Below are 21,459 nucleotides of genomic sequence, written 5' to 3' on the forward strand. Positions count from 1 at the left end.
TATCAAGGTCCTTGATAACAGGGTGGGAAACTTACATTGGAGCCCGTACTTACGGGGCGCGATATCGTCTCCTGGTGACCGATCCGGGTGTCCCCGCCGCCGCCGCGCCGGACGCACCGCCGCCCCGTGTGAGCTACCTGGTGTTCCGGCTGGAACGCCGCATCCGCGCCTGCCTGGATGAAGCGCTCGCCCGGCACGGCATGACGACCACCGGATACATGGCGCTCAGCGAGCTGCGCCTGCGCGACGCCCCATCCTCGGCCGACCTGGCCCGTATCGCCTTCGTCACTCCGCAGGCGATGAACCTGGTCATCCGCGATCTCGAACAACGCGGCCTGATCCGCCGCGACCCGCATCCCCGTGGCGGCCGCGCTCTGCGCACCCGCCTCACCCCGAAAGGTCTGACCACCCTCCGGCGCTGCGACCGCTCCCTCGACGGCATCGAAGCCGTCATGCTCGCCGAGATCGACGACCCGGACCGCACGACACTCGCGGAAGCGCTCACGCTGTGCGCCCGAGCCCTCCACCCGGACCCGCGCCCCTGACCCCGGTCTTCCGCTCGCGGCAGCAGAGATGGCTTGTCGATGGTGGTCTATGCCCAGGCACTGGCCTTGTCCAGCAGGGCGACTTCGTCGGTGGTGAGCCGTAGCGTCAGGAACGGGAGCAGGTCGGCAAGCTGGTCCGGGTTGCGGGCGCCGGCCAGGGGAGTGGCCACGGTGGGCTGGGCGGCCAGCCAGGCGAGCGAGACCGCGGCCATCGAGGTCTGGTGCGCGGCGGCGACCTCGTCCAGGGCCGCCAGCACCGCGGGGCCGTTGCCCTCGAGATGAGCACGTGCCCGGTCGGCGCGGGGACTGTCCACCTGCGGGCCGCCGGGGCGGTACTTCCCGGTGAGGAACCCGCGTGCCAGCGCGACGTAGGGCAGGCAGGCCAGCCCGGTCCGGGCGACGGTGGGTGCCAGATCTCGTTCGTAGCCCTCGCGCTGCACCAGGTTGTACTCCGCCTGCAGGGCGACGTACGGCGCCAGCCCTTCGCGTGCCGAGATCTCCAAAGCCGCTGACAACCGGTCCGCGGTGATGTTGGACGCCGCGATGTGGCGGACCAGGCCGGCCCTCACCAGCGCGTCGAATGCACCGAGCGTCTCGGCGAGCGGGGTGCTGGGGTCGTCCACGTGCGCGTAGTAGAGGTCGATGTGGTCGATCCCCAGGCGTCGCAGCGAATCCTCGGCACCGCGCCGGATCGTCCGCGCCGCCAGATCGTCCAAGCCCGGAAGAGCTCCGACCTTGGTCGCGATCACCATCTGGTCGCGGTTGCCGCGGGCCTTCATCCAGCGGCCGATGATCCGCTCCGATTCGCCGCCGCTTCCGCCGGGTATCCAGTGGCTGTACATGTCCGCGGTGTCGATGAAGTTGCCGCCCGCCTCGGCGTAGGCGTCCAGCACGGCGAACGAGGTGTCCTCATCGGCCGTCCAGCCGAAGGCGTTGCCCCCCAGGCACAGCGGTGACACCTCCAGGTCACTGTCTCCGATCTTCATGGCGGCAACGTTAGGAGGCCGTGGGGAACCCGCTGGTTCCCCACACAGGTCAGCCGCCGTCGGAGTCTGCGAGCTCGTCGGCGTGCTCCTCGGCCCACTGGGCGAGCACCGACACCGGCCCGAGCAGGCTCTGGCCGAGAGGAGTCAGCCGGTACTCCACGCCCGCGGGCGCGGTGGGCAGGGTTCGCCGCTCCACGAGCTTGCCGTGCTCCAGTTTGCGCAGCGTCTGGGTCAGCATCTTGTTGCTGATCCCGCCGATCCGGCCGCGCAGTTCGGTATAGCGCAGCGGACCGCGCCCCAGCCCGAACACGACGACGACGGCCCAGGTATCGGCCACCAGATTCAAGGTGGTATGGGCGGGGCAGTCGGCCAGGAACACGTCGGATCTCATGAGAACGCCCCGCGCGAATCTTGTGTGATCTCGCTGCCGAGCAGCGTCTCCACTCGCTGCGAACGGAAGGTCGTCATGTCCGGGCACAGTACGCGTCGTGGCCGACAACGTCCCGTCGAAATCGTTCTGAGCGCGGGATCCAGCAGGGTGAGCGGACGGGGCCGCAGGTCAGGCGTTGTAGCCGCCGTGGGCGTCCAGCACGGCGCCCGTGACGTACGACGCGGCGGGGCCGGCCAGGAAGGCGATCGCCGCCGCGATCTCGTCGGGGTGTCCCATGCGCTGCAGGGACAGCGAGCTGAGCAGGGCCTTGAGGGTCTCGGGGTTCGGCGTCTCCATGCCGCCCACCATCAGCCCGGCTTCCACCACGTTGGCGGTGATGCCTCGGGAGCCTAGGTCACGGGCGACGCCCATGGTGTACCGCTCGACCCCCGCCTTGGTCGCCGCGTAGTCGGCCACGCCCGGGACGCCGGCTCGAGTGCCCAACCCGGAGCTCACCGTGACGACGCGGCCGCCCTCGCGCAGCACTCGGGAGGCGGCCCGGATGACGGCGATCACCCCGAGGTAGTTGGTGGCGTGCATCCGGTCCAGCGCGGCGGTGTCGGCATCTGGATCGTCCACCGTCCCGCTCACCGAGATCGCCGCGTTGTTGACCAGGATGTCCAGGCCACCGAAGTGCGCGATCACGTCGTCGATCAGCGCCGGAGCCTGGCTCACGTCCGCCTGGTCGGACTTGAACGCCACGACCTTCGCTCCCTTGCCGCGCACCTCGTCGACGACGTCCTGCGCCTGCTTGTCGGAGCTGACGTAGGTGAACGCGACGTCGGCGCCCTGCTCGGCAAGCAGCCGCACGGTAGCGGCTCCCAGCCCGCGGGACCCTCCAGTGACCAAGGCGACCTTGCCCGTCAGCGGCTTGTTCATGGTTTCTCACCTCACTGCTTGACCTCTTCTGGCAGTCGGAACATTAACGGTTACGACAGGTTGTCGCAACTGTAGTTGTTACGACAGGCGTTGTCGTAACATCAGGAGTTGCGACCGAGGGGAACGAGTTCATGAGCGCCAACAGCAGGTTGACCATCGCCGCCCACGCGCTGGCCTGGATCGGCCTCTACCAGCGCCAGGGCCACGAGGTCGCCACCTCCGAGCAGATCGCGCCCAGCGCGAACACGAATCCGGTGGTGATCCGGCGGCTGCTCGGCGACCTGCGCAGGGCGGGGCTCGTGGAGTCCCGGCGCGGGGTGGGTGCGGGCTGGTCGCTGGCGCGCGACCTGGAGTCGATCACGCTGCTCGACGTGTACGAAGCGGTGGAACCCGGTCCGCTGTTCGCGCTGCACCGCGCGGCCCCGGACCCGGGATGCGTGGTGGGTCACGGCATCCAGCCGGCGATGCAGCGCGTCTACGACGGCGTCGAGGAGGCCCTCCGGCGTGAGCTGGCCCGCGTCACGCTGGAGGACGTACTCCAGGATGTCCTCGCGGCACCTCGCTGAGCGGTCCTGCCCGTGAGTCCTTCGGGGTCGGTGACTGAGGTGGAGATCGCCGGCGCGATCGAGGGCTTCCGTCCGGTCAACGCGCATCGCCGGTTGTCATACCCTCAACGGCAGTGACCTGAGCTGAGGAGCAGACCCCTGCCGTTCGATCCCGGAGAGCCACCCATGGACACCGAGCCTGCGCAGGGGCAGCTCCGCAGGCTCAACCTCACCATGTTCCTGCCGTTGCTCGCCGTGGTCGGGGCGATCTCGGTGGCGGACTACGCCCGGTCCTGGTGGGAGGCCGTCGTCCTCGGCGCCGGTGTGGTGGCGACCATGGTCTGCTTCACGCGGTGGGCGGCGGGTGATGTGCTGCGCGTCGCGCTCCCCTGTCTGGTCGTCACCGCGGCCGTGTGGCCCTTCGCGGTGCTGGTGGTCGGCAGCTCGGCGGCGTTCTTCGGCGTCTCCTGTGTGGGCTCCTACGTCATCCCCCAGTTGCCTCGGTACCGGGTGGCGGCGGCCGCGGCGCTCGCCGTCTACGTCGGCGTGGTGGGCGCGACGCGGCTGCTGGTGTCGCATGAGGACGTTCCCGGTGTGTTGTTCCAGTTCGTCCTCGTCCCCGTCGGCGTCACCGTGGTGGTGGTCGGGCTGATGTTCCCCAACAAGGGGTTCTACGACGTCGTCGACGAGTTGGAGGAGGCACGCGAACGGGAGGCGGAGCTGGCCGTCATCCGCGAACGCGTCCGGTTCGCCGGTGACCTGCACGACATCCAGGGCCACACGCTGCACGTGGTGAAGTTGAAGACCGCGCTCGCGCAGAAGCTGGTGGACGGCGACACCGACGCCGACACCGAACGAGCCAAGCAGGAACTGCGCGAGATCCACGCCCTCGTCAGCGAAACCATCGCCCAGACCAAGGAACTCGCCTACGCGCAGCGACGGCTCAACCTGTCCGCCGAGCTGGAGAACGCGCGCAACCTCTTCGAGGCCGCCGGCATCAGGGTGCGCGTCAACCGCGAGGCCGACGTCGACCAGGACGCGAGCGAACTGCTGGGCCAGGTCCTCCGCGAGACGACCACCAACATCCTCCGCCACGCCCAGGCGACGCGCGTGCGGATCACCCTGTCGGCGACGAGCATCACCATCGTCAACGACGGCGCCCAGCGCGCACCACTGCCCGAACTCCGGGGGCTGGCCGCCCTGCGGCAACGCGTCGCCGGCGACGGCGGTGAACTGACGGTCGAGCAGGACGATGGACGGTTCCTGACCGCCGCGACCCTGCCGCACCGACGTTCAGAAGCATAGGAGAACCGATGACCACGGTGGTACTCGCCGACGACGAAGCCCTGCTGCGCAAGGCGATGGCCGCGCTGCTGCCGCTCGAGGGCGAGATCACCGTGCTCGCCGAGGCCGCGAGCGGCGAGAGCGCCGTCGACGCCACCTTGCGACACCAGCCCGACGTGCTCGTCATCGACCTGGAGATGCCCGGCGTGGACGGTCTCGGCGCTGTCGCCGAAATCCGCCGCACCCGGCCGAACCAGGTCATCCTCATGCTCACCCGCCACGCCAAACCCGGAGTGCTCCGCAAGGCGCTCAAACTCGGCGTCCAGGGCTTCGTCACCAAGTCGGCCGAACCGGCGCACATCGCCAAGGTCATCGCCACCCTGCACGAAGGAAAGCGCTGGATCGACCCGGACGTCTCCGCGCTGGCCCTCGTCGACGACTGCCCGCTCACCGACCGCGAGCTCGACGTGCTGCGCGTGACCCGTGACGGCTACTCGGTCGCCGACATCGCCGCCCAGCTCCACCTCGCGGAAGGCACCGTACGCAACTACCTCTCCAACGCCATGCAGAAAACCCAGACCCGCACCCGGCACGAAGCCGCCCGGTACGCGCGCGAACACGACTGGCTGTAACAGCCGGGACGTCCGGCACCAGTGACGTGGTGTCATGTGTTCACTCGACGGAATGTCATCGCAGATCAGTGACGTGGTCGCACTGCCGTCCTGGGGGCGGTGGCACTGAGATGTCAGGTATGACTTCCACACCAGTGATCGATGTCGAGCGGTTGGACCTGAAGTACGGGGACTTCCACGCGGTGAAGGATCTGTCCTTCCAGGTGCGGCGGGGTGAGTTCTACGCGTTGCTGGGGACGAACGGTGCGGGTAAGACCTCGACGCTGGAGACGATCGAGGGGCATCGTGTGCCCACGTCGGGGGCCGTGCGGGTGCTGGACCAGAGTCCGCGGAATCGGGCGGCGGTGCGGCCGAGGATGGGCATCATGTTGCAGGAGAGCGGCTTCAGCCCGGATCTGACGGTGCGGGAGTCGATCGGGCTGATCGGTGCGCTGACCCGGCGGCAGGACCGGCTGCAGCGAGTGCTGAGCATCGTGGACCTGACGAGCAAGGCGGGCACGAAGGTGTCGCAGCTCTCGGGTGGGGAGAAGCGGCGGCTGGATTTCGCGACGGCGGTGTGGGGGACGCCGGAGCTGGTGTTCCTGGACGAGCCGACGACGGGGCTGGACATCCAGTCGCGGGACGCGCTGTGGGACGCGGTGGACAAGCTGCGTGAGGACGGCTCCACGATTGTGCTCACCACGCACTATCTGGAGGAGGCGCAGCAGCGCGCGGACCGGATCGGGCTGATGCACCGGGGGACCTTTCACCAGGAGGGCACCGTGGCGGAGCTGACGCGGACGCTGCCCGCGGTGATCCAGTTCAGGCTGCCGGGGACGTCGCCCGCGCTGCCGCTGCCCGGCCGCCGCGAGAGTGGTGGCACGTTCCTGATCGAGACCCACCAGCTGCAGAAAGACCTGTTCGTCCTGCTGCGATGGGCCCAGGACAACGCGATAGAGCTGCGGGAGCTCGCAGCCGGGCCGACCCGGCTCGACGATGTCTTCCGCGCGATCAACAACCACTGACGGCTTTCTCGCCGACGGCTTTCCCCAGAGAGGCAGCGCCGTAGTCATGCTTTCGATCGCTCGCAGTGAGCTGATCCAGATCTTCCGGAACCGGTCGGTACTGATCACCAGCTTCGTGATCCCGATCGCGGTCTGTGCGTTCTTCCTCTACCAGCACGAGTTGTTCGCACAGGTCGGCTCCCTCGGCTACATCGCGGGGATCGTGATGTTCACCGTGTGCGCGTTCGGCTTGTACTCCACCGTGGTGACCACGCTGGCCTCGCGACGACAGAACCTGTTCCTCAAGCGACTGCGCTCCACCGCCGCCGCCGACGCGCAGATCCTGGTCGGGCTGGTGTTGCCGGTCACCGTGATCGCGCTGATCCAGGTCGCGGCGATCATGACCGTGCTCGGTGTGGTCGCCGGCGGCCCGGAGAATGCCGGGCTGCTGGTGGTGGCCGTGCTGGTCACCGTGGCGATGATGATCGGCCTCGGCCTGGCCACCGCCGGTGTGACCAACTCGCCCGAGCACGCGCAGGTCACCATCCTGCCCGTCACTCTAGGCGTGATCGCGGTGACGACTTGGGTCGGCCTCACCGGCACCGAGGACCTGGCCATGCTCAAACGCCTGCTACCCGGTGGCGCGGCCACCGAACTCGTGATGAACGCCTGGAACGGCGGTGTCGCCCTCAGCGACTCCCTCCTCCTGCTCGCCCCCACCCTCGCCTGGGTCGCCATCGCCGTCACCCTGGCCACCCGCTACTTCCGCTGGGATCCCCGGGCGGCCTCCGACCAGCGCCTGGCCATCGCTCGACGCATGCGGCGATCCGCGCTTCGCGACCGATGAGGAGACCACTCATGCCCAGTGACAGTTCCGCGCACGCGGAGACCGGGCGGCCCCGGAGACTCAGGCGGCTGACAGTGAGGATCGCGGCCGCCGGAGCAGTGGCCGCCGCTCTCGTGGCGGGCACGATCGCGTTCCGGAGCGGCGGTAACGGTGAAGAGAGGCAGACACCGGATGTCGCCGCACTCGCCGGCCCGCTTGCGGACCAGGAGCCGGCCTGGGAGGCCTGCGAGTTCAACGATGACGGCCCGCCCCTGCCGGGCGCAGATCTGTCCAACGTGGAGTGCGCCACCATCCAGGTCCCTCGGAACTGGCACGACCCCGATCCCGAGGTGACCTGGGATGTCCGGATCTCTCAGGCGCGCAACATCGATCCCGCGAACCCCGGCTACCGTACGACGATCATCACGCACCCCGGCGGACCTTACGCATCCGGGCTGTCCTACAGCGCCACCGTCCAGGCGTACACGCCGGAGCTCCGTCCGAGCACGAACTACGTCAGTTTCGACCAGCGCGGTCTCGGTCAGTCGAGCCACGCGGAATGCGAGTACGCATACGAGTACGTCCCGGACGACGAGCGTTCGGCCGAGGCGCGAGCGATCGGCGAAGCCTGCTCGCAGGACGCCGACGTGGCGACCATGACGACCGAGCAGGCCGCCTACGACATGGACTTCATCCGCCACCTTCTCGGGCTCGAGTCGGTGACCTACATGGGCTACTCCTACGGCACCTGGCTCGGGACCTGGTTCGGCAGCCTCTTCTCCGACAACATCGAGCGGATGGTGCTCGACTCGGCGACGGACTCGACACAGAAGTCGATCCAGACCTTGTACAACGCCGCCCACCAGGGCCGTGATCGCCAGTTCCGCCTGCACATGATGAACTGGATCGCCCGCAACGACGCGACTTTCGGGCTCGGGTCCGACCCGGAAACCATCTGGAAGCGGTACTTCGCGGCCACGAGCACCCCGGAGCGGTCGCTGGCGGCGCGCCACGCCTGGAACTCGGTCAACGGCCCGGTCGCCTTCTCCAACCCCGCCGCGTATCCGGCGGCCGCGAGCCTAGTGTCGAGCATCATCGCCGAGGGCGAGACACCGACGGACCCGGTGATCCCCGTGGAGTCGGCTGCTCGCATCGTCGATCGGACGGACCTGCCCGACAAGCTACGGGCCGCGGCGCACGAACGTCTCGCAGGACTCGGCGACGCCCCTGTCCACGAACCGGGCGAAACAGTCCGCGGCACGCACGGCTACGTGATCGAGTTCACCGCGTGCACGGACGGCCAGTGGACGCAGGGCCTCGACTACTGGGAGGAGTTCAACGAACGCACGGCAGCGGTCGCGCCGCTGTCAGCGCAGCTGGGGCTGCTGGTCACGCCGACGTGCGCGTTCTGGCCTACGGACTCGAAGATGCCGCCCCTGGACGACAGCTTCCCCGAGACGATCGTCCTGCAGAGCGAGCTCGACTCGATGACGCCGTTCGAGCAGGGCCGGGCCGCCGGCACAGGACTGCCGAACACGAGCCTGATCGCCGTGGACAACGAGAGCATCCACGGGGTGTTCCCCTACGGCACAGAGGAGGTGGACCAACCGGTGATCGACTTCCTCCTCGGCGGCGACCGGCCCGCACGGACGATCGTCGCCGCCGGCAAGGCCCTACCCCTGGAGCGCTCCACGTACGAGTCGTGGACACCGCTCGGCGAGAACGCCGAGCACGTCACCGACGTCCCTCGGTTCACCGACCCGACCATCCCCGCTGAGAGGCAACGATGAACGACGAGAACCAGGTACCGGCCGATCGGGCGGACGATGCGCCGCCCGTGCGCTCGATCGACGAGCCACTGCTCGTCGAGGACGTGCTGCTGCTGCTCTACCAGCCGTCCTCCGGCGCGATCGCGGGCGAGAACCACCTGTACTACGTGCTGGGCGGCGCCGTCGTCGCGGATCTCACCCTCCGCGGCCTCACCGAGGTGCAGGAGGCAGGCCGGCTCGTCCGCCGCGTCGCCGCACGCGGCGACGCCCCGCACGACGACATCCTCCGCGCGGCGTGGGACTACCTCGCCACGAAGCCGCGCGGTGTGCAGACGGTGATCGCGGGGATCGGTCCGGAACTGCGCAGCAAGGTCCTCGGCAAGCTCGTCGACGACGGGCATCTGCGACGCGAGCGCAAGAAGGTGCTCGGCTTCATCCCGTCGGAGTCCTTCGAGCTCGGGAGCACACGGCGTGCGGAACTGCTCGCGCGGGTGCGCGCGACGCTCGTCGATGGGACCGAGCCCGACGCCAGAACCGCCGCGATCACGGCGCTGCTCTCGGCGAGTGCCAACCTGCACCAGTTCGATCCCGAGATCCCGTGGACGTCGACGGTCATCCACCGGGCGAAGGAGCTCGAGAACGGCAACTGGGGCGCGGCGGCGGTGGGAGCGGCCGTCACCCGGGCGACGATCGCCGCCATCAGCGGTGCCCTGAGCGCGTCAGCCGCCGCGAACGCGGCCGGCAGCGGCTAGTGCCCCGTGCCTCGTCCGCCCTATCGAGCCGCACGGCCGAAGGGAGTCCTTCCGCCACGGCCACTCTGCACCCTTTCGAGGGCACGTGGCAGGCCGAGACTCCTCAGGAGTACCGCCGTGCATGACGCGCCCAACGTCAGGTTCTCCTCGATGCCGCCCATGTCCATCTGGCCGACAGCTGCACGCGTCTGTCGGCGGCCCCACCCATCACTCGTCATCGAGACCGATCTGCGGCCTTTGCCCAGTGGAGGAGGTTCTCCCTGGTGGCAAGGGTGCTCGGATGGTCGGGACCTTGCACGCGTTCGCGCAGCGGCAGCAGCGCGGCAAGCTGGTTACGAGCCGCCGCCGGATCTCCCGCCCGGCCCGTCCAACGGGCCAGGTCGGCCCGGTCGGTGAGCGTTTCAGGGTGTTCGGCGCCTTGCACACGCTGCCGGAGCGGCAGCAAGGCGGCGAGTTGGTCGCGGGCGGCGACCGCGTCCCCGGCTTGCCCGGTCCATGTGGCGAGGTTGCTGCGGGTTGCCAAGGTGTGCGGGTGCTCGGGGCCTTGGACGCGTTCCTGTACGGGCAGCAGTGCCGCCAGCTGATCCCTGGCGGCCACCGGATCGCCGGCCTGCCCGGTGAAGAAGGCCAGCTCGGCCCGGGCGATGAGGACGCTGGGATGTTCGGGGCCTTGGACGCGTTCGCGCAGCGGTAGCAGTGCGGCGTACTGGTCGCGGGCGGCGGCCGGGTCGCCCGCGCGGCCCGTCCAGTAGGCCAGCTCGGCGCGGCTGGTGAGGGTATGGCGGTGTTCGGGCCCCAGCGCCCGTTCGCGAAGCGGCACCAGCGCGGCGTACTGGTCGCGGGCAGCCGCCGCGTCCCCCGTCCGCCCGGTGAAGCGGGCTAGGTGTGCCCGGGTAGTGAGGGTATGGGGATGCTCTGGGCCTTGAACGCGTTCCTGGACCGTCAACAGCGCCGCCAGTTGCTCCCGGGCGGTCACGGGATCCCCCGCCTGACCGGTCCAGTAGGCGAGGTCGGCCTGGTCGGTGAGGGTCTCGGGGTGTTCGTTGCCCAGCACCTGCTCACGCGTGCGCAGCAGGGCGGCGTACTGCTTGGCCGCGCCCATCGGATCTCCGGCCCGACCTGTCCAGCGCGCGAGCTCGGACCGGGCGGTCAGGGTGAGCGGGTGGTCGGGGCCCAGCCGTTGCAGATAGCTGTCGAGTACCTGTCGTTGGAGGATCATCGCGGTCGCGTAGTCGCCGCTGGCGTTCAGGTACGCGACGGCCTTCTGGAAGCCGCTGGACTCGGGAGGGAGGGTGGCCCGCGCGTGAGCCAGCAGGGTGGTGAAGGTGGCCCAGTTGTGGCGTTGCTTCGGCTCCTCGGGCAGGACGGCGTCCAGCAAAGCGGCTGCGGCAGCGCGCCAGTGGCCGCGCTGGGCGCTGGGCAGTTGGTCGACGGTGATCGCCTGGACGAGGCGGTGAATCGATGCCCTGCCCTCCAGGGGCGGGCCGATCAAGGAATGGCGACGCAGCGCGGCGACGGCCTCGTCACCGGCCAGCGGGCTGACCGCCAGCGCCTCGATGGAACGCTGGACGTGTGCGTCACCCCACTCGCGTACGCGTTCGTAGCCCGACAGCAGCAGCCGGATCGGTATGGCCTCCGCGGCATAGCAGGCCAGCAGCCGAAGCAAGGTGATCGCCTGCGGATCCGTCCGGCCCAGCTCCTGGAACGCCAGGCCCCATGTCGAGACGACGTGTTTGTCGTACCCCCACGGTCGCCCTCGCGAGAGCAGCTCGACGCGCTGCTCTCGCAGCAGGTCAAGGTAGCGGCGCAGGCTGCCCCCGGTCGCCTGGATATAGGCGGCGGCCTGCTCTAGGGCCAGCGGCAGCGATCCGAGCTCCGCGGCCAGGGCGTCCGCAGTGTCCGTGTCCGTGTCCTGTGCGCTCACTTGGAGGAAACGGGACGCCACCGCTTGCTCGAGTACGGGCACCTCCACCGCTTGGGTGGCCGGCCAGTGCGCGTACTGGGTGCTGATCAGCACGTGACCGCGTCCCGCCGGAGGCAGGGAGCGCCGGATCGATTCAGGAGCCGTCACGTTGTCCAGGACGAGCAGCCACTGGTCCGGCCGGGCGGCCAGGGCCGCGTGCACCTGCGCCACCGGGTCGGACCGGTCGATCAGCTCCCGTACACGCAGCAGCGACGCCAGCTCCGCGAACTCGGCCGTCAAGGTGGCCGCGTCTCCGGCCGCCACCTGCCAGATGAGCCCGTACTCGTGCTGGAAGCGGTGCGCGTACTCCACCGCCACGCTGGTCTTCCCCACACCGCCAAGTCCGTGGAGTACGACCACCCTCGGTTGCGGGCCCGCGGCAGTGAACCGCTCTCGGACCACTCCCAGCAACCGCTCCCGACCGGCCAGTTGCAGGGGGCGGGGCATAAGCCGCACCGGACGGGTAGGCGTCGGCGGACGCTCACCACCGAGGGCCCCGACCGCTATCGCCGAGTCGTAGGCATGCACGGACGTGCCGCTGAGCGTGGTGTGACCTGCGATTGAGCGGCCGGGCGCGGTCAGGCCCGGTCCGGGCCCGGCGATGGAGGGCGGTTCGTCAGCACCGATCCCTCGATCATCACCGCAGCGACGCCACCGCCGGTCGCCTCCATGGTGACGTCGCCGCCTACGGCGACCGCGTGATCTCCCGCCGTCACGGTCGCCTTGGAGGCCTGCACCTGGGCGATCATCGTGCGTACCTGATCGGCCACCTCGGGGTGATCCTCCAGCAGGTCGGCCAGCCGCGTGCGCCAAGCCGCCGCCTGTGCGTCGCCGGCCCGTTCCAGCTCGACGCCTGACAGGACTGCCAGCTCGGCCTTGGCACGCTCCAGGCGGTGCTCAGTCGCCGCCGCTCGAGCGCCATCCCCACGTCCGAACATCCGCCCGAGCCCCGCCTTGACGGATTCCCAGGTGTCAGTGGCCATCGCGCTGACCACCGCGGTTCCACCCGCGGCGGCCAGCGCTGCCAACGCTTCCGGCAGCACGGACTCACCTCACACAAGTGAAGAAGACATCCCTTATTTCGAAGTTACCCACTATTGACCGGTTACTGGGGGCCTGTCGCGGCCTACTACTCATGGTGATCAGAGCGGACCGATCGTGTTCGGAACGCCTTCGGATCGTGAGGGGAAGCGGCACCGTGTGCGCGGCCTGCGAAGGCAAGCCGTCTTCGGCGTGCAGGAGGAAGAACTCCTCCTGCACGCACTGGAGTCGCTGCTGCATCGCTCCTTGCCGTGGATGACGTCGGTCTGGGCCACATCACCAGACTCCGGTGGAACGTCTACCTACGAGAGGACCGAGTCGTCCCGCGACTCGACTGTTGGCTTTGCCAGCTGTTCGCGCCGCACAACGTAGACCAGCACCGGGCGACCCTTGAGGCCGGGGCCGACCCGGCTCTGGTCGCCGGTTGGATTCAGGAGGAGCTCGTCCGCAAGAAGGCGGCCGAGCAACGGCTCGACAGCGTGCACGTACTGCCTCAGAAGCGGCTGGGACGTGATGAGCTGGCGGAGATCACACACAGCAGACTCGGTTGCGTCCCGTCCAGTGGTGTAGATCGGGCTACGAACGGCGCGTCGTGTTCAACGGCGAGGGCCATCGCGTGAATCTCTGCGTGATACCGCCAAGCAACACGGAAAGGACAACGCGATGGCCCTGGACCAGTCTGCCCTGTTAGAGGTCCTTGCGGTACTGAAGAACTCCGAGGCGAGCGAACGTATCCGGCACGCCGCCGAAACCATCTACCAAGCCCTCATCGAGGCCGAGCTGACCGCGGTGATCGGCGCCGCCCCGAACGAGCGCACCCCGGACCGCCTCGCGCAGCGCAACGGGCACCGGCCGCGGACGCTGACCACCACCGCCGGGGACCTGGAGTTGCAGATCCCGAAGCTGCGCACCGGCTCGTTCTTCCCCTGCCTGCTGGAACGCCGCCGCCGCGTGGATCAGGCGCTGTTCGCGGTGGTGATGGAGGCCTACCTGCACGGAGTATCCACCCGCAAGGTCGACGACCTGGTCAAAGCCCTCGGCGCCGAGTCCGGCATCTCCAAGAGCGAGGTCTCGCGCATCTGCGCCGACCTGGACGAGGAGGTGTCGGCCTTCCGCGACCGGTCACTGGCCGGCCAGAGCTTCCCGTATCTGTTCCTGGACGCCACCTACTGCAAAGCACGCGTGAACCGGCGGGTGGTCTCCCAGGCCGTCATCGTGGCCACCGGCGTCACCGCCGACGGCCGCCGCGAAGTCCTCGGCTTCTGCGTCGGTGACAGCGAGGACGGCGCCTTCTGGACCGCATTCCTGCGCTCGCTGAAAGCCCGCGGCCTGGCTGGGGTGCAGCTGGTCATCAGCGACGCCCACGCCGGCCTGGTCACCTCCATCAGCGCCGTCCTGCTCGGCGCAGCCTGGCAGCGATGCCGGGTTCATTTCCTGCGCAACGTGCTCGCGAGTGTCCCGAAGGGGTCAGCCGAGATGGTCGCCGCCGCCATCCGCACCATCTTCGCGCAGCCCACCCCCGACATGGTCCGCGACCAGCTCGCCGTGATCGCCTCCATGCTCGGCCGCCAGTTCCCCAAGGTCGAGACCATGCTGCACGAAGCCGCCGACGACATCCTGGCCTTCACCGCGTTCCCGCCCGCGCACTGGAAGAAGATCTGGTCGACCAACCCGCTCGAGCGGCTCAACAAGGAGATCAAACGCCGCACCGACGTCGTCGGCGTCTTCCCCAACCCCGAAGCCCTGCTCCGCCTGGCCGGCGCCGTCCTGGTCGAAGCCCACGACGAATGGCAAGTCGCCGACCGCCGCTACCTATCCGAAAGCTCCATGGCCCTACTCACCCCACCCAGCACCGACCCCAAGGAGGTGGCGCACACCGAACTCATGACGGCATAGTCGAACCAGCAGAGCCTCACGCGAGAACCGAACTACACCACTCCGTGGGACGTGACCCACAGACTCGGCGGCATGGTGCGAGTGCTCTCGAACGCGGACCCACTCCGCAAGGCGAAGATCTATGCGGACATCGGCCTGCGGCTGACCTACCACCCGTCAAAACAAAAAGTCCTGGTCACGTCTGCTTGTGACCAGGACCCTATCGGCAATCGGTACGTGTCCGAGGGGGGACTTGAACCCCCATGCCCATCACTGGGCACTAGCACCTCAAGCTAGCGCGTCTGCCTATTCCGCCACCCGGACTTGGTGCCTGCACGCGGGACCGTCATCTCGCGTCGGCTCCGTAAGGTTAGCAAACTCTGAGCAGTGCGTCATACCAAGTATCGCGACCTTGCCGGAGGCGTGCCGTAAGCCCTCGTGCAAAGGCGCGATGGGGGGTGGGGATGGGGGCGGCATGGGGGTGGGCGGAGGTTCGTGGGGTGGTTGGGGAGGGTTTGGGTGGAGGGGGTTGGCCAAATTCTGGGTCTCGGGTGAAAAGCTCTTGCGGCAACCATGGGTGCTGCTACGGTTACGGAACGTTGAGGGGTGAGTCCACGGACCGGCCTCACGGTGTGAGGTCGGTTCTGGATACTCGGGAGGAACTGTGGCGCGTGAGGCGGTGTGGCGGCAGAGGGCTCAGGCCCGGGCTGTCCGCCGCCCTCGTGTGTTCACCCCGGCGCAGGACGTGACCACCGATCGGGCTGACCGGATGGCGCGGTTCGCGGCCGGCGCCCGTCGGGTCGTCGTGCGGGCAGCCGCTTTTGGCGCCCTGGTGGCCACCGGCTGGCTGCTCGCTGTCCTGTTCAGCACGTTCACCGCCGCCCCGGCGGCCGCGGATTCCACCGCGGCGACAGGGAGGGCGACGGACGCGAGTGCGGAGACGGGAGCGGCAGCGGCCACCACAGCGGCGGCGAGAGCGGCTCTGTCCGGGGTCGCGCAGCAGTCCCTCCTAGACCCGGACCACGCCTCGGCTTCGGACAACGCCGAAGCCATGGCAGGACGTACGGTCGACGGCCTCAACAGCCAGCAGGATCCTGGCCTGCCTGTACCTTCTTCCGCCGGAGAGATCCTGGACACCAATGGTTTGGTGCCCACCGGCGGTAACAGCGGTCCCTTCGGGGCCGCGACCGGGGATGTCGCGAGGTCCGGGTTCGACCCGCGGCTCCAGGCTGGGCGCGCCCCCCTGGCGCGCCTGCTTCCCCCCGTCGTCCGCACAGCGGCGGACGACCCTTCTTTCTCACCTGACTGAGTGAATTCCCGGCTGGTCCCCGGTCTTACTCCCCCGGCTAGGTCCTCACAGGTCCGCGTCTGATTCGTCTGGTCCGTCATGGGCCGCGATCGGGCTGACCGGAGCGAGGTCCCTGAGGTCGGGACGGAGCAGACCCTAGCGGGGCCAGAGCCGACCGTGATCGAGGCCGGTTCCTGATCGCCCATCGAAGCGACGGGGACGAGGCCGGCCGACAGGCCGAAATGACGGCGGAGCGTGGCACGAATCCCTCCGCCCGCAGGTGAAAGACATCCGTTCGACTGGTTCGCGAATCCGAGGTCTCCGCTGTGCGCGAAACCTCGCACGGCTTCGGGCTGCCCGCGAACCGTTCAGGTATCCCCCCAAACCACTAGGAGCATCCATCATGCGTACGTGGGCGAAGGCAACGAGCCCTGCGGCTCTCCTGGCCGTGGCCGTCATGTCGTTCGGCGGCGGCACCGCGCTGGCCGACACCTCCGGCGACGGGTCCGTCGCGGGCGGCAACCAGGTCGACCTGCCGGTCTCCATCCCGATCGACATCAGCGGCAACGCCATCGCCGCGGTCGGCAAGTCGGAGGCCACCTCCCAGGGCGGCGCCGAGGTCGTCAACTCTGGCCGGCCCGGCATCCCCAACGAGACGTCCGGCAACGGGTCCGTCGGGGGCGGTAACCAGGTCAACGCGCCGATCAGCGTCCCGATCAACGCCTGCGGCAACGCGGTCTCGCTGATCGGCAAGTCCGACGCGGGCTGCAAGGGCGGGGCCACCGTTCGTAACCAGGGCAAGGGCGGGGCCGGCGGCAACCGTACCTCCGGCGACGGCAGCGTGCTCGGCGGCAACCAGATCACCGCGCCGATCAGCGCGCCGATCAACGCCTGCGGCAACGCGGTGGCGATCTTCGGCGACGCGACGGCGGGCTGCAAGGGCGGATCGGCCGTGCACAACACCGGCGTGGGGGCGGGCGGCAACCGTACCTCGGGCAACGGGTCCGTGCTGGGCGGCAACCAGGTCATCGCGCCGATCAGCGCGCCGATCAACATCTGCGGCAACTCGGTCGCCGCGGTCGGCCGGGCGTTCTCCGGCTGCGCGGGCGGCTCGACCGTCACCAACAACGGCGGGCCGGGCAACCGCTACCGCGCCCACCACCAGGCCGCCGGCTCCACCGGCAACGACACCGACGGGCGGTTCGGGGTCGGCAGCGGCAACCAGGTCATCGCCCCGATCAGCCTGCCGATCGACGCCTGCGGCAACGCCGTGGGCAACGCGGTCGCCGGGTGCAAGGGCGGCGCCGAGGTGCACAACACCCGCCGCGGCTCCGGCGCCGGCGGCAACCGTACCTCGGGAACCGGGGGTGTGCTGAGCGGCAACCAGGCGGTCGCGCCGATCAGCGCGCCGATCGACGTCTGCGGCAACGCGGTGGCCGTGCTCGGCCACGCGTTCGCCGGCTGCAAGGGCGGCGCCGTGGTGAAGAACGGCGGCAAGGGCGTCGGCGGCAACCGTACGTCCGGCGCGGGTGGCGTGCTGTCGGGCAACCAGGTCATCGCGCCGATCACCGCGCCGATCAACGTCTGCGGCAACGCGGCCGCCGTGCTCGGCGCGTCGCGGGCCCACTGCAAGGGCGGCGCGGGCGTCTGGCCGCAGCACGGGGTCGGGGGCGGCGGCAACCGTACGTCCGGCGCCGGCGGGGTGCTGTCGGGCAACCAGGTCGTGGCGCCGATCAGCGCGCCGATCAACGTCTGCGGCAACGCCGCGGCCGTCCTGGGCGACGCCGCAGCCGGATGCCTCGGCGGGTCGAACGTCGGCCGGCCCGGCTTCCAGCGTCCCGACGGATTCGAGCGTTTCGCCCGGTTCAACAGCAAGGTGTCGGGCGCCAAGGGCGGCACGCTGCCCATCACGCCGTCCCTGCCGGTCCTCGGCGGGGTGCAGGAGGCCGGCGGCAAGGTCGGCGGCCTCACCCAGGGGCTCGGCAGCGCCAACGACCTGACCAAGCAGCTCCCCGACGTGACCAAGCAGCTGGAGAGCGTCGGCGGCGTCACCCACCAGCTCCCCGTCGTCGACGACGCGGCCAAGACGTTCGGCCTGCCCCAGCTCCCCGAGCTGCCCGGCATGCCCGCCGCTCCGGCCCAGCCGAAGCGCACCGCGGTCTCCGCGCCGGTCGACGGCAAGGGCCGCTCCGTCGCGCCCCGTTCGAGCTCCCCGCTGGCCCCGGCCACCGACCTGGTCTCCTCCACCCCGCTCGGCGGGGCCGTCAACTCCACCACCCGCGCCCTGCCGGTGCCCCAGCTGGGCCTGATGAGCGCCGAGCAGCCCGCGGGCGTGACCGGGCTGAACTCGGGCTCCCTGCTCGCGCTGCTGGCCGGCGCCATGCTCGCCGCCTCGGCGACGCTGTTCGGCGCCACCCGCCGGTTCCGGATCGGCCGTAAGTAAGGGATCAGGCAGTACGTAACACAGGACGGCTTCCGCTCACAGCCTGTGAGTAGGCGGCGATAGACGCTTTGCCCGTTCCGGGGGCGCGGCCCGGGACGGGCAAAGCCATGTTCGCGTTCAAAGCGTGCTACGCACCTTCATGATCTTGCGCCGCAGGCGGACCCGGCGGCTGCCGTCGGGGTACACCCGGACGCGCGCGAGCTCCCACTGACCGTACTCTGCGTGTTCGGTCAGCAGTTGACGTGCTGCTTCGCGAGTGAGATCGCGTGGAATGAAGATATCCATGTAGGAGTAGTCGAGCACAACGATTAGTCTCCAGGGTGAGTCAGGGCGTCAGGCCGCTCGATGGGCCTTATTCTGCGTGCTTGCGGGTGGACCCGGAAGCTAGTGGGTAGCCCGGGGGAAGGAAATTTCCGCGAGTCGGGTTACCTTTCAGATCTGTGCCGACTCCCGGCAGGGGGATTTGCAAGCGAACAGCGAGGTAGGAAGCAGCGTGCCAGCCAAGAACGGCAGCGCCGGCGGAACACGCCTGGTGATCGTCGAGTCGCCCGCCAAGGCGAAGACGATCGCGGGGTACCTCGGGCGCGGCTACATCGTCGAATCGAGCATCGGTCACATCCGCGACCTGCCGGAGAAGGCCGACGACATCCCCGAGAAGTTCAAGGGGGCGCCGTGGGCGCGTCTCGGAGTGAACGTCGAGCACGAGTTCGAACCGCTGTACGTCGTCAACCCCGACAAGCGGTCGCAGGTCAACAAGCTGCGGCAGCTGCTCAAGGACGCCGACGAGCTCTATCTGGCCACTGACGAGGACCGCGAGGGCGAGGCCATCGCCTGGCACCTGCGCGAGGTGCTCAAGCCCAAGGTGCCCGTGCACCGCATGGTGTTCCACGAGATCACCCCGCAGGCGATCCGCGACGCCGTGGCCAACCCGCGCGACCTCAACCTCCGCCTGGTGGACGCCCAGGAGACCCGGCGCATCCTCGACCGCCTCTACGGTTACGAGGTCAGCCCGGTCCTGTGGAAGAAGGTCAAGCCCAGGCTGTCCGCCGGCCGGGTGCAGTCGGTGGCGACGCGGCTGGTCGTGGAGCGCGAACGGGAGCGCATGGCGTTCACGGTCGCCCACTACTGGGACCTGCAGGCGCTGTTCGACACGGGCAAGGCCGACGAGCGGCCGCGCGACTTCACCGGCACGCTGACCGGGGTCGACGGCAAGCGGGTGGCGCAGGGCCGCGACTTCGCCAGCACCGGCCAGCTCAAGGGCAACGCCAATGTGCTGCACCTGTCGGAGGCCGCCGCGGGCGAGCTGGCCGGTCGGCTGCAGGGGGCGTCGTTCGCGGTCAAATCCGTCGAGCGCAAGCCGTACACGCGCAAGCCTTACGCGCCGTTCAGGACGACCACGCTGCAGCAGGAGGCCAGCAGGAAGCTGGGGTTCTCCGCGAAGTACACGATGCAGGTGGCGCAGCGGCTCTATGAGAACGGCTTCATCACCTACATGCGTACCGACAGCATCACGCTGTCGGAGACGGCGGTCGCGGCGGCGCGGTCGCAGGCGGTCAAGCTGTACGGCGCCGCGTACGTTCCGGACAAGCCGCGCGTCTACTCCAGCAAGGTGAAGAGCGCGCAGGAGGCGCACGAGGCGATCCGGCCGTCGGGCGAGGAGTTCCGCACGCCGGGCGAGACCGGGCTTTCCGGCGACATGTTCCGCCTGTACGAGCTGATCTGGCAGCGTACGGTCTCCTCCCAGATGAAGGACGCGGTCGGCGAGTCGATCACCGTGAAGGTGGGCGGCAGGTCGTCGGCCGGCGAGGACGTCGAGTTCAGCGCGTCCGGGCGGACGATCACCTTCTACGGCTTCCTGAAGGCGTACGTCGAGGGCGCCGACGACCCCGCGACCGACCGCGACGACTCGGAGAAGCGGCTGCCGAACCTGGTGGAGGGCGACGCGCTCAGCGTGACGCGCCTCGACGTGGCCGGCCACTCGACCAAGCCGCCGGCGCGCTACACCGAGGCCTCGCTGGTCAAGGAGCTGGAGGATCGGGAGATCGGGCGGCCGTCGACGTACGCCTCGATCATCGGCACCATCCTCGACCGCGGTTACGTGTTCAAGAAGGGCACGGCGCTGGTGCCGTCGTTCCTGGCGTTCGCCGTGGTCAACCTGCTGGAGCAGCATTTCGGCAACCTGGTCGACTACGACTTCACCGCCGACATGGAGAAGGTGCTCGACGACATCGCCAACGACCGGGCGGAGCGCGTTCCCGAGCTGCAGCGCTTCTACTACGGCGGCGGCGACGACGGCGACGAGGGCTTGAAGGAGATGGTCACCGACCTCGGCGACATCGACGCCAAGGAGATCAGCTCGTTCCCGGTCAGGGGCAGCGACATCGTGCTGCGGGTCGGGCGCTACGGGCCCTACCTCGACCGCGACGGCGCGCGGGTCAACGTGCCCGAGGACATGACGCCCGACGAGCTGACGGCGGACAAGGCCGAGGAGCTGTTCTCGCGGCCGACGGGTGACCGGCAGCTGGGCGCCGACCCGGTGACGGGTCACATGATCGTGGCCAAGGATGGGCGTTACGGGCCTTATGTGACGGAGGTCCTGCCCGAGCCGGCCGCCGACGAAGAGGCTCCCAAGCGGCGGACGAAGAAGGCGGACGCGGTCAAGCCCCGTACGAGCTCGCTGTTCAAGACGATGTCGCTCGACACCATCACGCTGGACGACGCGCTCAAGCTGCTGACGATCCCGAGGGTCGTGGGCGAGCTGGAGGGCGAGGAGGTCGTGGCGCACAACGGGAAGTTCGGTCCTTATCTGAAGAAGGGCACCGACTCGCGTTCCCTGGGCTCCGAGGACGATCTGCTGACGGTCACCATCGACCAGGCGAAGGAGCTGTTCGCGCAGCCCAAGCAGCGGGGCAGGGGCCGGGCGGCGGCGGCCGCGCCGCTGCGGGAGCTGGGCGACGACCCCAACTCGAAGAAGCCGGTCGTGGTCAAGGAGGGGCGTTTCGGTCCGTACGTGACCGACGGCGAGACCAACGCGTCGCTGCGCAAGGGCGACACGGTGGAGGACATCACGATCGAACGGGCGGCCGAGCTGCTGGCCGAACGGCGTGAGCGGGCGCCCGCGCCCAAGAAGACGACCACGCGCAAGGCGCCGGCGAAGAAGGCTCCGGCCAAGAAGCCCGCGGCCAAGTCGTAGATCATCACATTCCGGCGGCCGCCGA

At 69.3% G+C, this 21,459-nt stretch carries 18 protein-coding genes and 1 tRNA gene; 12 read left to right on the plus strand and 7 right to left on the minus strand.

The window, feature by feature from the left end; translation table 11 throughout:
• Positions 1 to 74 precede the first annotated feature (74 nt).
• On the plus strand, positions 75 to 545 hold the full coding sequence (locus B0I32_RS24110) for a MarR family winged helix-turn-helix transcriptional regulator (RefSeq protein WP_245955995.1): 471 nt from the start codon (positions 75 to 77) through the stop codon (positions 543 to 545).
• Between the two features lie 47 nt (positions 546 to 592).
• On the opposite strand, the gene B0I32_RS24115 is transcribed toward B0I32_RS24110, so the two are convergent.
• The 3 genes from B0I32_RS24115 to B0I32_RS24125 all read right to left on the minus strand — a co-directional run bounded on the left by B0I32_RS24115 (position 593) and on the right by B0I32_RS24125 (position 2,840).
• A complete protein-coding gene (locus B0I32_RS24115; RefSeq protein WP_106243294.1) occupies positions 593 to 1,531 on the minus strand; it encodes an aldo/keto reductase in 939 nt (312 codons plus the stop codon).
• Between the two features lie 49 nt (positions 1,532 to 1,580).
• Entirely contained in the window at positions 1,581 to 1,922 is a 342-nt protein-coding gene (locus B0I32_RS24120) for a winged helix-turn-helix transcriptional regulator (RefSeq protein WP_106243296.1), read from the minus strand.
• 168 nt (positions 1,923 to 2,090) lie between these two features.
• Entirely contained in the window at positions 2,091 to 2,840 is a 750-nt protein-coding gene (locus B0I32_RS24125) for an SDR family NAD(P)-dependent oxidoreductase (RefSeq protein WP_106243298.1), read from the minus strand.
• A 131-nt stretch (positions 2,841 to 2,971) separates the two neighbouring features.
• Between B0I32_RS24125 and B0I32_RS24130 the strand changes: the two genes are divergently transcribed.
• The 7 genes from B0I32_RS24130 (at position 2,972) to B0I32_RS24160 (ending at position 9,631) form a co-directional block, all read left to right on the plus strand.
• Positions 2,972 to 3,406 carry an Rrf2 family transcriptional regulator gene (locus B0I32_RS24130; protein ID WP_106243300.1) on the plus strand — a complete coding sequence of 145 codons (435 nt, stop codon included), beginning with the start codon at positions 2,972 to 2,974 and terminating at the stop codon, positions 3,404 to 3,406.
• A gap of 165 nt (positions 3,407 to 3,571) precedes the next feature.
• Positions 3,572 to 4,690 (plus strand): sensor histidine kinase, encoded by a 1,119-nt coding sequence (locus B0I32_RS24135; RefSeq protein WP_106243302.1) that lies wholly within the window; start codon positions 3,572 to 3,574, stop codon positions 4,688 to 4,690.
• Between the two features lie 8 nt (positions 4,691 to 4,698).
• Entirely contained in the window at positions 4,699 to 5,301 is a 603-nt protein-coding gene (locus tag B0I32_RS24140; protein WP_106243304.1) for a response regulator transcription factor, read from the plus strand.
• A 119-nt stretch (positions 5,302 to 5,420) separates the two neighbouring features.
• Positions 5,421 to 6,305, plus strand: a complete 885-nt coding sequence (locus B0I32_RS24145) for an ABC transporter ATP-binding protein (RefSeq protein WP_106243306.1) — start codon at positions 5,421 to 5,423, stop codon at positions 6,303 to 6,305.
• 46 nt (positions 6,306 to 6,351) lie between these two features.
• Positions 6,352 to 7,131 (plus strand): ABC transporter permease, encoded by a 780-nt coding sequence (locus B0I32_RS24150; RefSeq protein WP_106243309.1) that lies wholly within the window; start codon positions 6,352 to 6,354, stop codon positions 7,129 to 7,131.
• An 11-nt stretch (positions 7,132 to 7,142) separates the two neighbouring features.
• Positions 7,143 to 8,900: an alpha/beta fold hydrolase gene (locus B0I32_RS24155; RefSeq protein WP_181307709.1), complete on the plus strand. Its 1,758-nt coding sequence runs from the start codon at positions 7,143 to 7,145 to the stop codon at positions 8,898 to 8,900.
• Positions 8,897 to 9,631, plus strand: a complete 735-nt coding sequence (locus B0I32_RS24160) for a GOLPH3/VPS74 family protein (RefSeq protein ID WP_106243313.1) — start codon at positions 8,897 to 8,899, stop codon at positions 9,629 to 9,631. Before B0I32_RS24155 ends, B0I32_RS24160 begins: the two co-directional genes overlap by 4 nt.
• Before the next feature lie 214 nt (positions 9,632 to 9,845).
• On the opposite strand, the gene B0I32_RS24165 is transcribed toward B0I32_RS24160, so the two are convergent.
• Positions 9,846 to 11,927: a tetratricopeptide repeat protein gene (locus tag B0I32_RS24165; RefSeq protein ID WP_106243316.1), complete on the minus strand. Its 2,082-nt coding sequence runs from the start codon at positions 11,925 to 11,927 to the stop codon at positions 9,846 to 9,848.
• 245 nt (positions 11,928 to 12,172) lie between these two features.
• Positions 12,173 to 12,637, minus strand: coding sequence for a hypothetical protein (locus B0I32_RS24170; RefSeq protein ID WP_146178295.1), 465 nt, complete (start codon positions 12,635 to 12,637; stop codon positions 12,173 to 12,175).
• 661 nt (positions 12,638 to 13,298) lie between these two features.
• On the opposite strand from B0I32_RS24170, the gene B0I32_RS24185 reads away from it, so the two are divergent.
• On the plus strand, positions 13,299 to 14,531 hold the full coding sequence (locus B0I32_RS24185; protein ID WP_106243326.1) for an IS256 family transposase: 1,233 nt from the start codon (positions 13,299 to 13,301) through the stop codon (positions 14,529 to 14,531).
• Positions 14,532 to 14,748: 217 nt separating this feature from the next.
• Here B0I32_RS24185 and B0I32_RS24190 read toward each other — a convergent pair.
• Positions 14,749 to 14,834, minus strand: a tRNA-Leu gene (locus tag B0I32_RS24190).
• A gap of 421 nt (positions 14,835 to 15,255) precedes the next feature.
• Between B0I32_RS24190 and B0I32_RS24195 the strand changes: the two genes are divergently transcribed.
• Both B0I32_RS24195 and B0I32_RS24200 read left to right on the plus strand, forming a co-directional pair.
• Positions 15,256 to 15,819 carry a hypothetical protein gene (locus tag B0I32_RS24195; protein WP_245955996.1) on the plus strand — a complete coding sequence of 188 codons (564 nt, stop codon included), beginning with the start codon at positions 15,256 to 15,258 and terminating at the stop codon, positions 15,817 to 15,819.
• Positions 15,820 to 16,201: 382 nt separating this feature from the next.
• Positions 16,202 to 18,241 carry a chaplin gene (locus B0I32_RS24200; protein WP_106243328.1) on the plus strand — a complete coding sequence of 680 codons (2,040 nt, stop codon included), beginning with the start codon at positions 16,202 to 16,204 and terminating at the stop codon, positions 18,239 to 18,241.
• 117 nt (positions 18,242 to 18,358) lie between these two features.
• Here B0I32_RS24200 and B0I32_RS24205 read toward each other — a convergent pair whose 3' ends face one another.
• Positions 18,359 to 18,544 carry a DUF5703 family protein gene (locus B0I32_RS24205; protein WP_106243331.1) on the minus strand — a complete coding sequence of 62 codons (186 nt, stop codon included), beginning with the start codon at positions 18,542 to 18,544 and terminating at the stop codon, positions 18,359 to 18,361.
• 190 nt (positions 18,545 to 18,734) lie between these two features.
• Here B0I32_RS24205 and topA point away from each other — a divergent pair, with 190 nt between their 5' ends.
• The gene (topA, locus tag B0I32_RS24210) at positions 18,735 to 21,434 is read left to right on the plus strand and encodes a type I DNA topoisomerase (protein ID WP_106243334.1); all 2,700 of its coding nucleotides are present in this window, start codon (positions 18,735 to 18,737) and stop codon (positions 21,432 to 21,434) included.
• The last annotated feature ends 25 nt before the right edge of the window (positions 21,435 to 21,459 follow it).

Source organism: Nonomuraea fuscirosea (assembly GCF_003001935.1).
In the GTDB taxonomy this organism is placed as follows: Bacteria; Actinomycetota; Actinomycetes; order Streptosporangiales; family Streptosporangiaceae; genus Nonomuraea; species Nonomuraea fuscirosea.

What these genes read in the sequence shown, in the direction of transcription:
- B0I32_RS24115 (WP_106243294.1), bottom strand. Translation starts at nt 1,531, where the DNA reads ATGAAGATCGGAGACAGTGACCTGGAGGTGTCACCGCTGTGCCTGGGG.
- B0I32_RS24120 (WP_106243296.1), bottom strand. Translation starts at nt 1,922, where the DNA reads ATGAGATCCGACGTGTTCCTGGCCGACTGCCCCGCCCATACCACCTTG.
- B0I32_RS24125 (WP_106243298.1), bottom strand. Translation starts at nt 2,840, where the DNA reads ATGAACAAGCCGCTGACGGGCAAGGTCGCCTTGGTCACTGGAGGGTCC.
- B0I32_RS24130 (WP_106243300.1), top strand. Translation starts at nt 2,972, where the DNA reads ATGAGCGCCAACAGCAGGTTGACCATCGCCGCCCACGCGCTGGCCTGG.
- B0I32_RS24135 (WP_106243302.1), top strand. Translation starts at nt 3,572, where the DNA reads ATGGACACCGAGCCTGCGCAGGGGCAGCTCCGCAGGCTCAACCTCACC.
- B0I32_RS24140 (WP_106243304.1), top strand. Translation starts at nt 4,699, where the DNA reads ATGACCACGGTGGTACTCGCCGACGACGAAGCCCTGCTGCGCAAGGCG.
- B0I32_RS24145 (WP_106243306.1), top strand. Translation starts at nt 5,421, where the DNA reads ATGACTTCCACACCAGTGATCGATGTCGAGCGGTTGGACCTGAAGTAC.
- B0I32_RS24150 (WP_106243309.1), top strand. Translation starts at nt 6,352, where the DNA reads ATGCTTTCGATCGCTCGCAGTGAGCTGATCCAGATCTTCCGGAACCGG.
- B0I32_RS24155 (WP_181307709.1), top strand. Translation starts at nt 7,143, where the DNA reads ATGCCCAGTGACAGTTCCGCGCACGCGGAGACCGGGCGGCCCCGGAGA.
- B0I32_RS24160 (WP_106243313.1), top strand. Translation starts at nt 8,897, where the DNA reads ATGAACGACGAGAACCAGGTACCGGCCGATCGGGCGGACGATGCGCCG.
- B0I32_RS24185 (WP_106243326.1), top strand. Translation starts at nt 13,299, where the DNA reads ATGGCCCTGGACCAGTCTGCCCTGTTAGAGGTCCTTGCGGTACTGAAG.
- B0I32_RS24200 (WP_106243328.1), top strand. Translation starts at nt 16,202, where the DNA reads ATGCGTACGTGGGCGAAGGCAACGAGCCCTGCGGCTCTCCTGGCCGTG.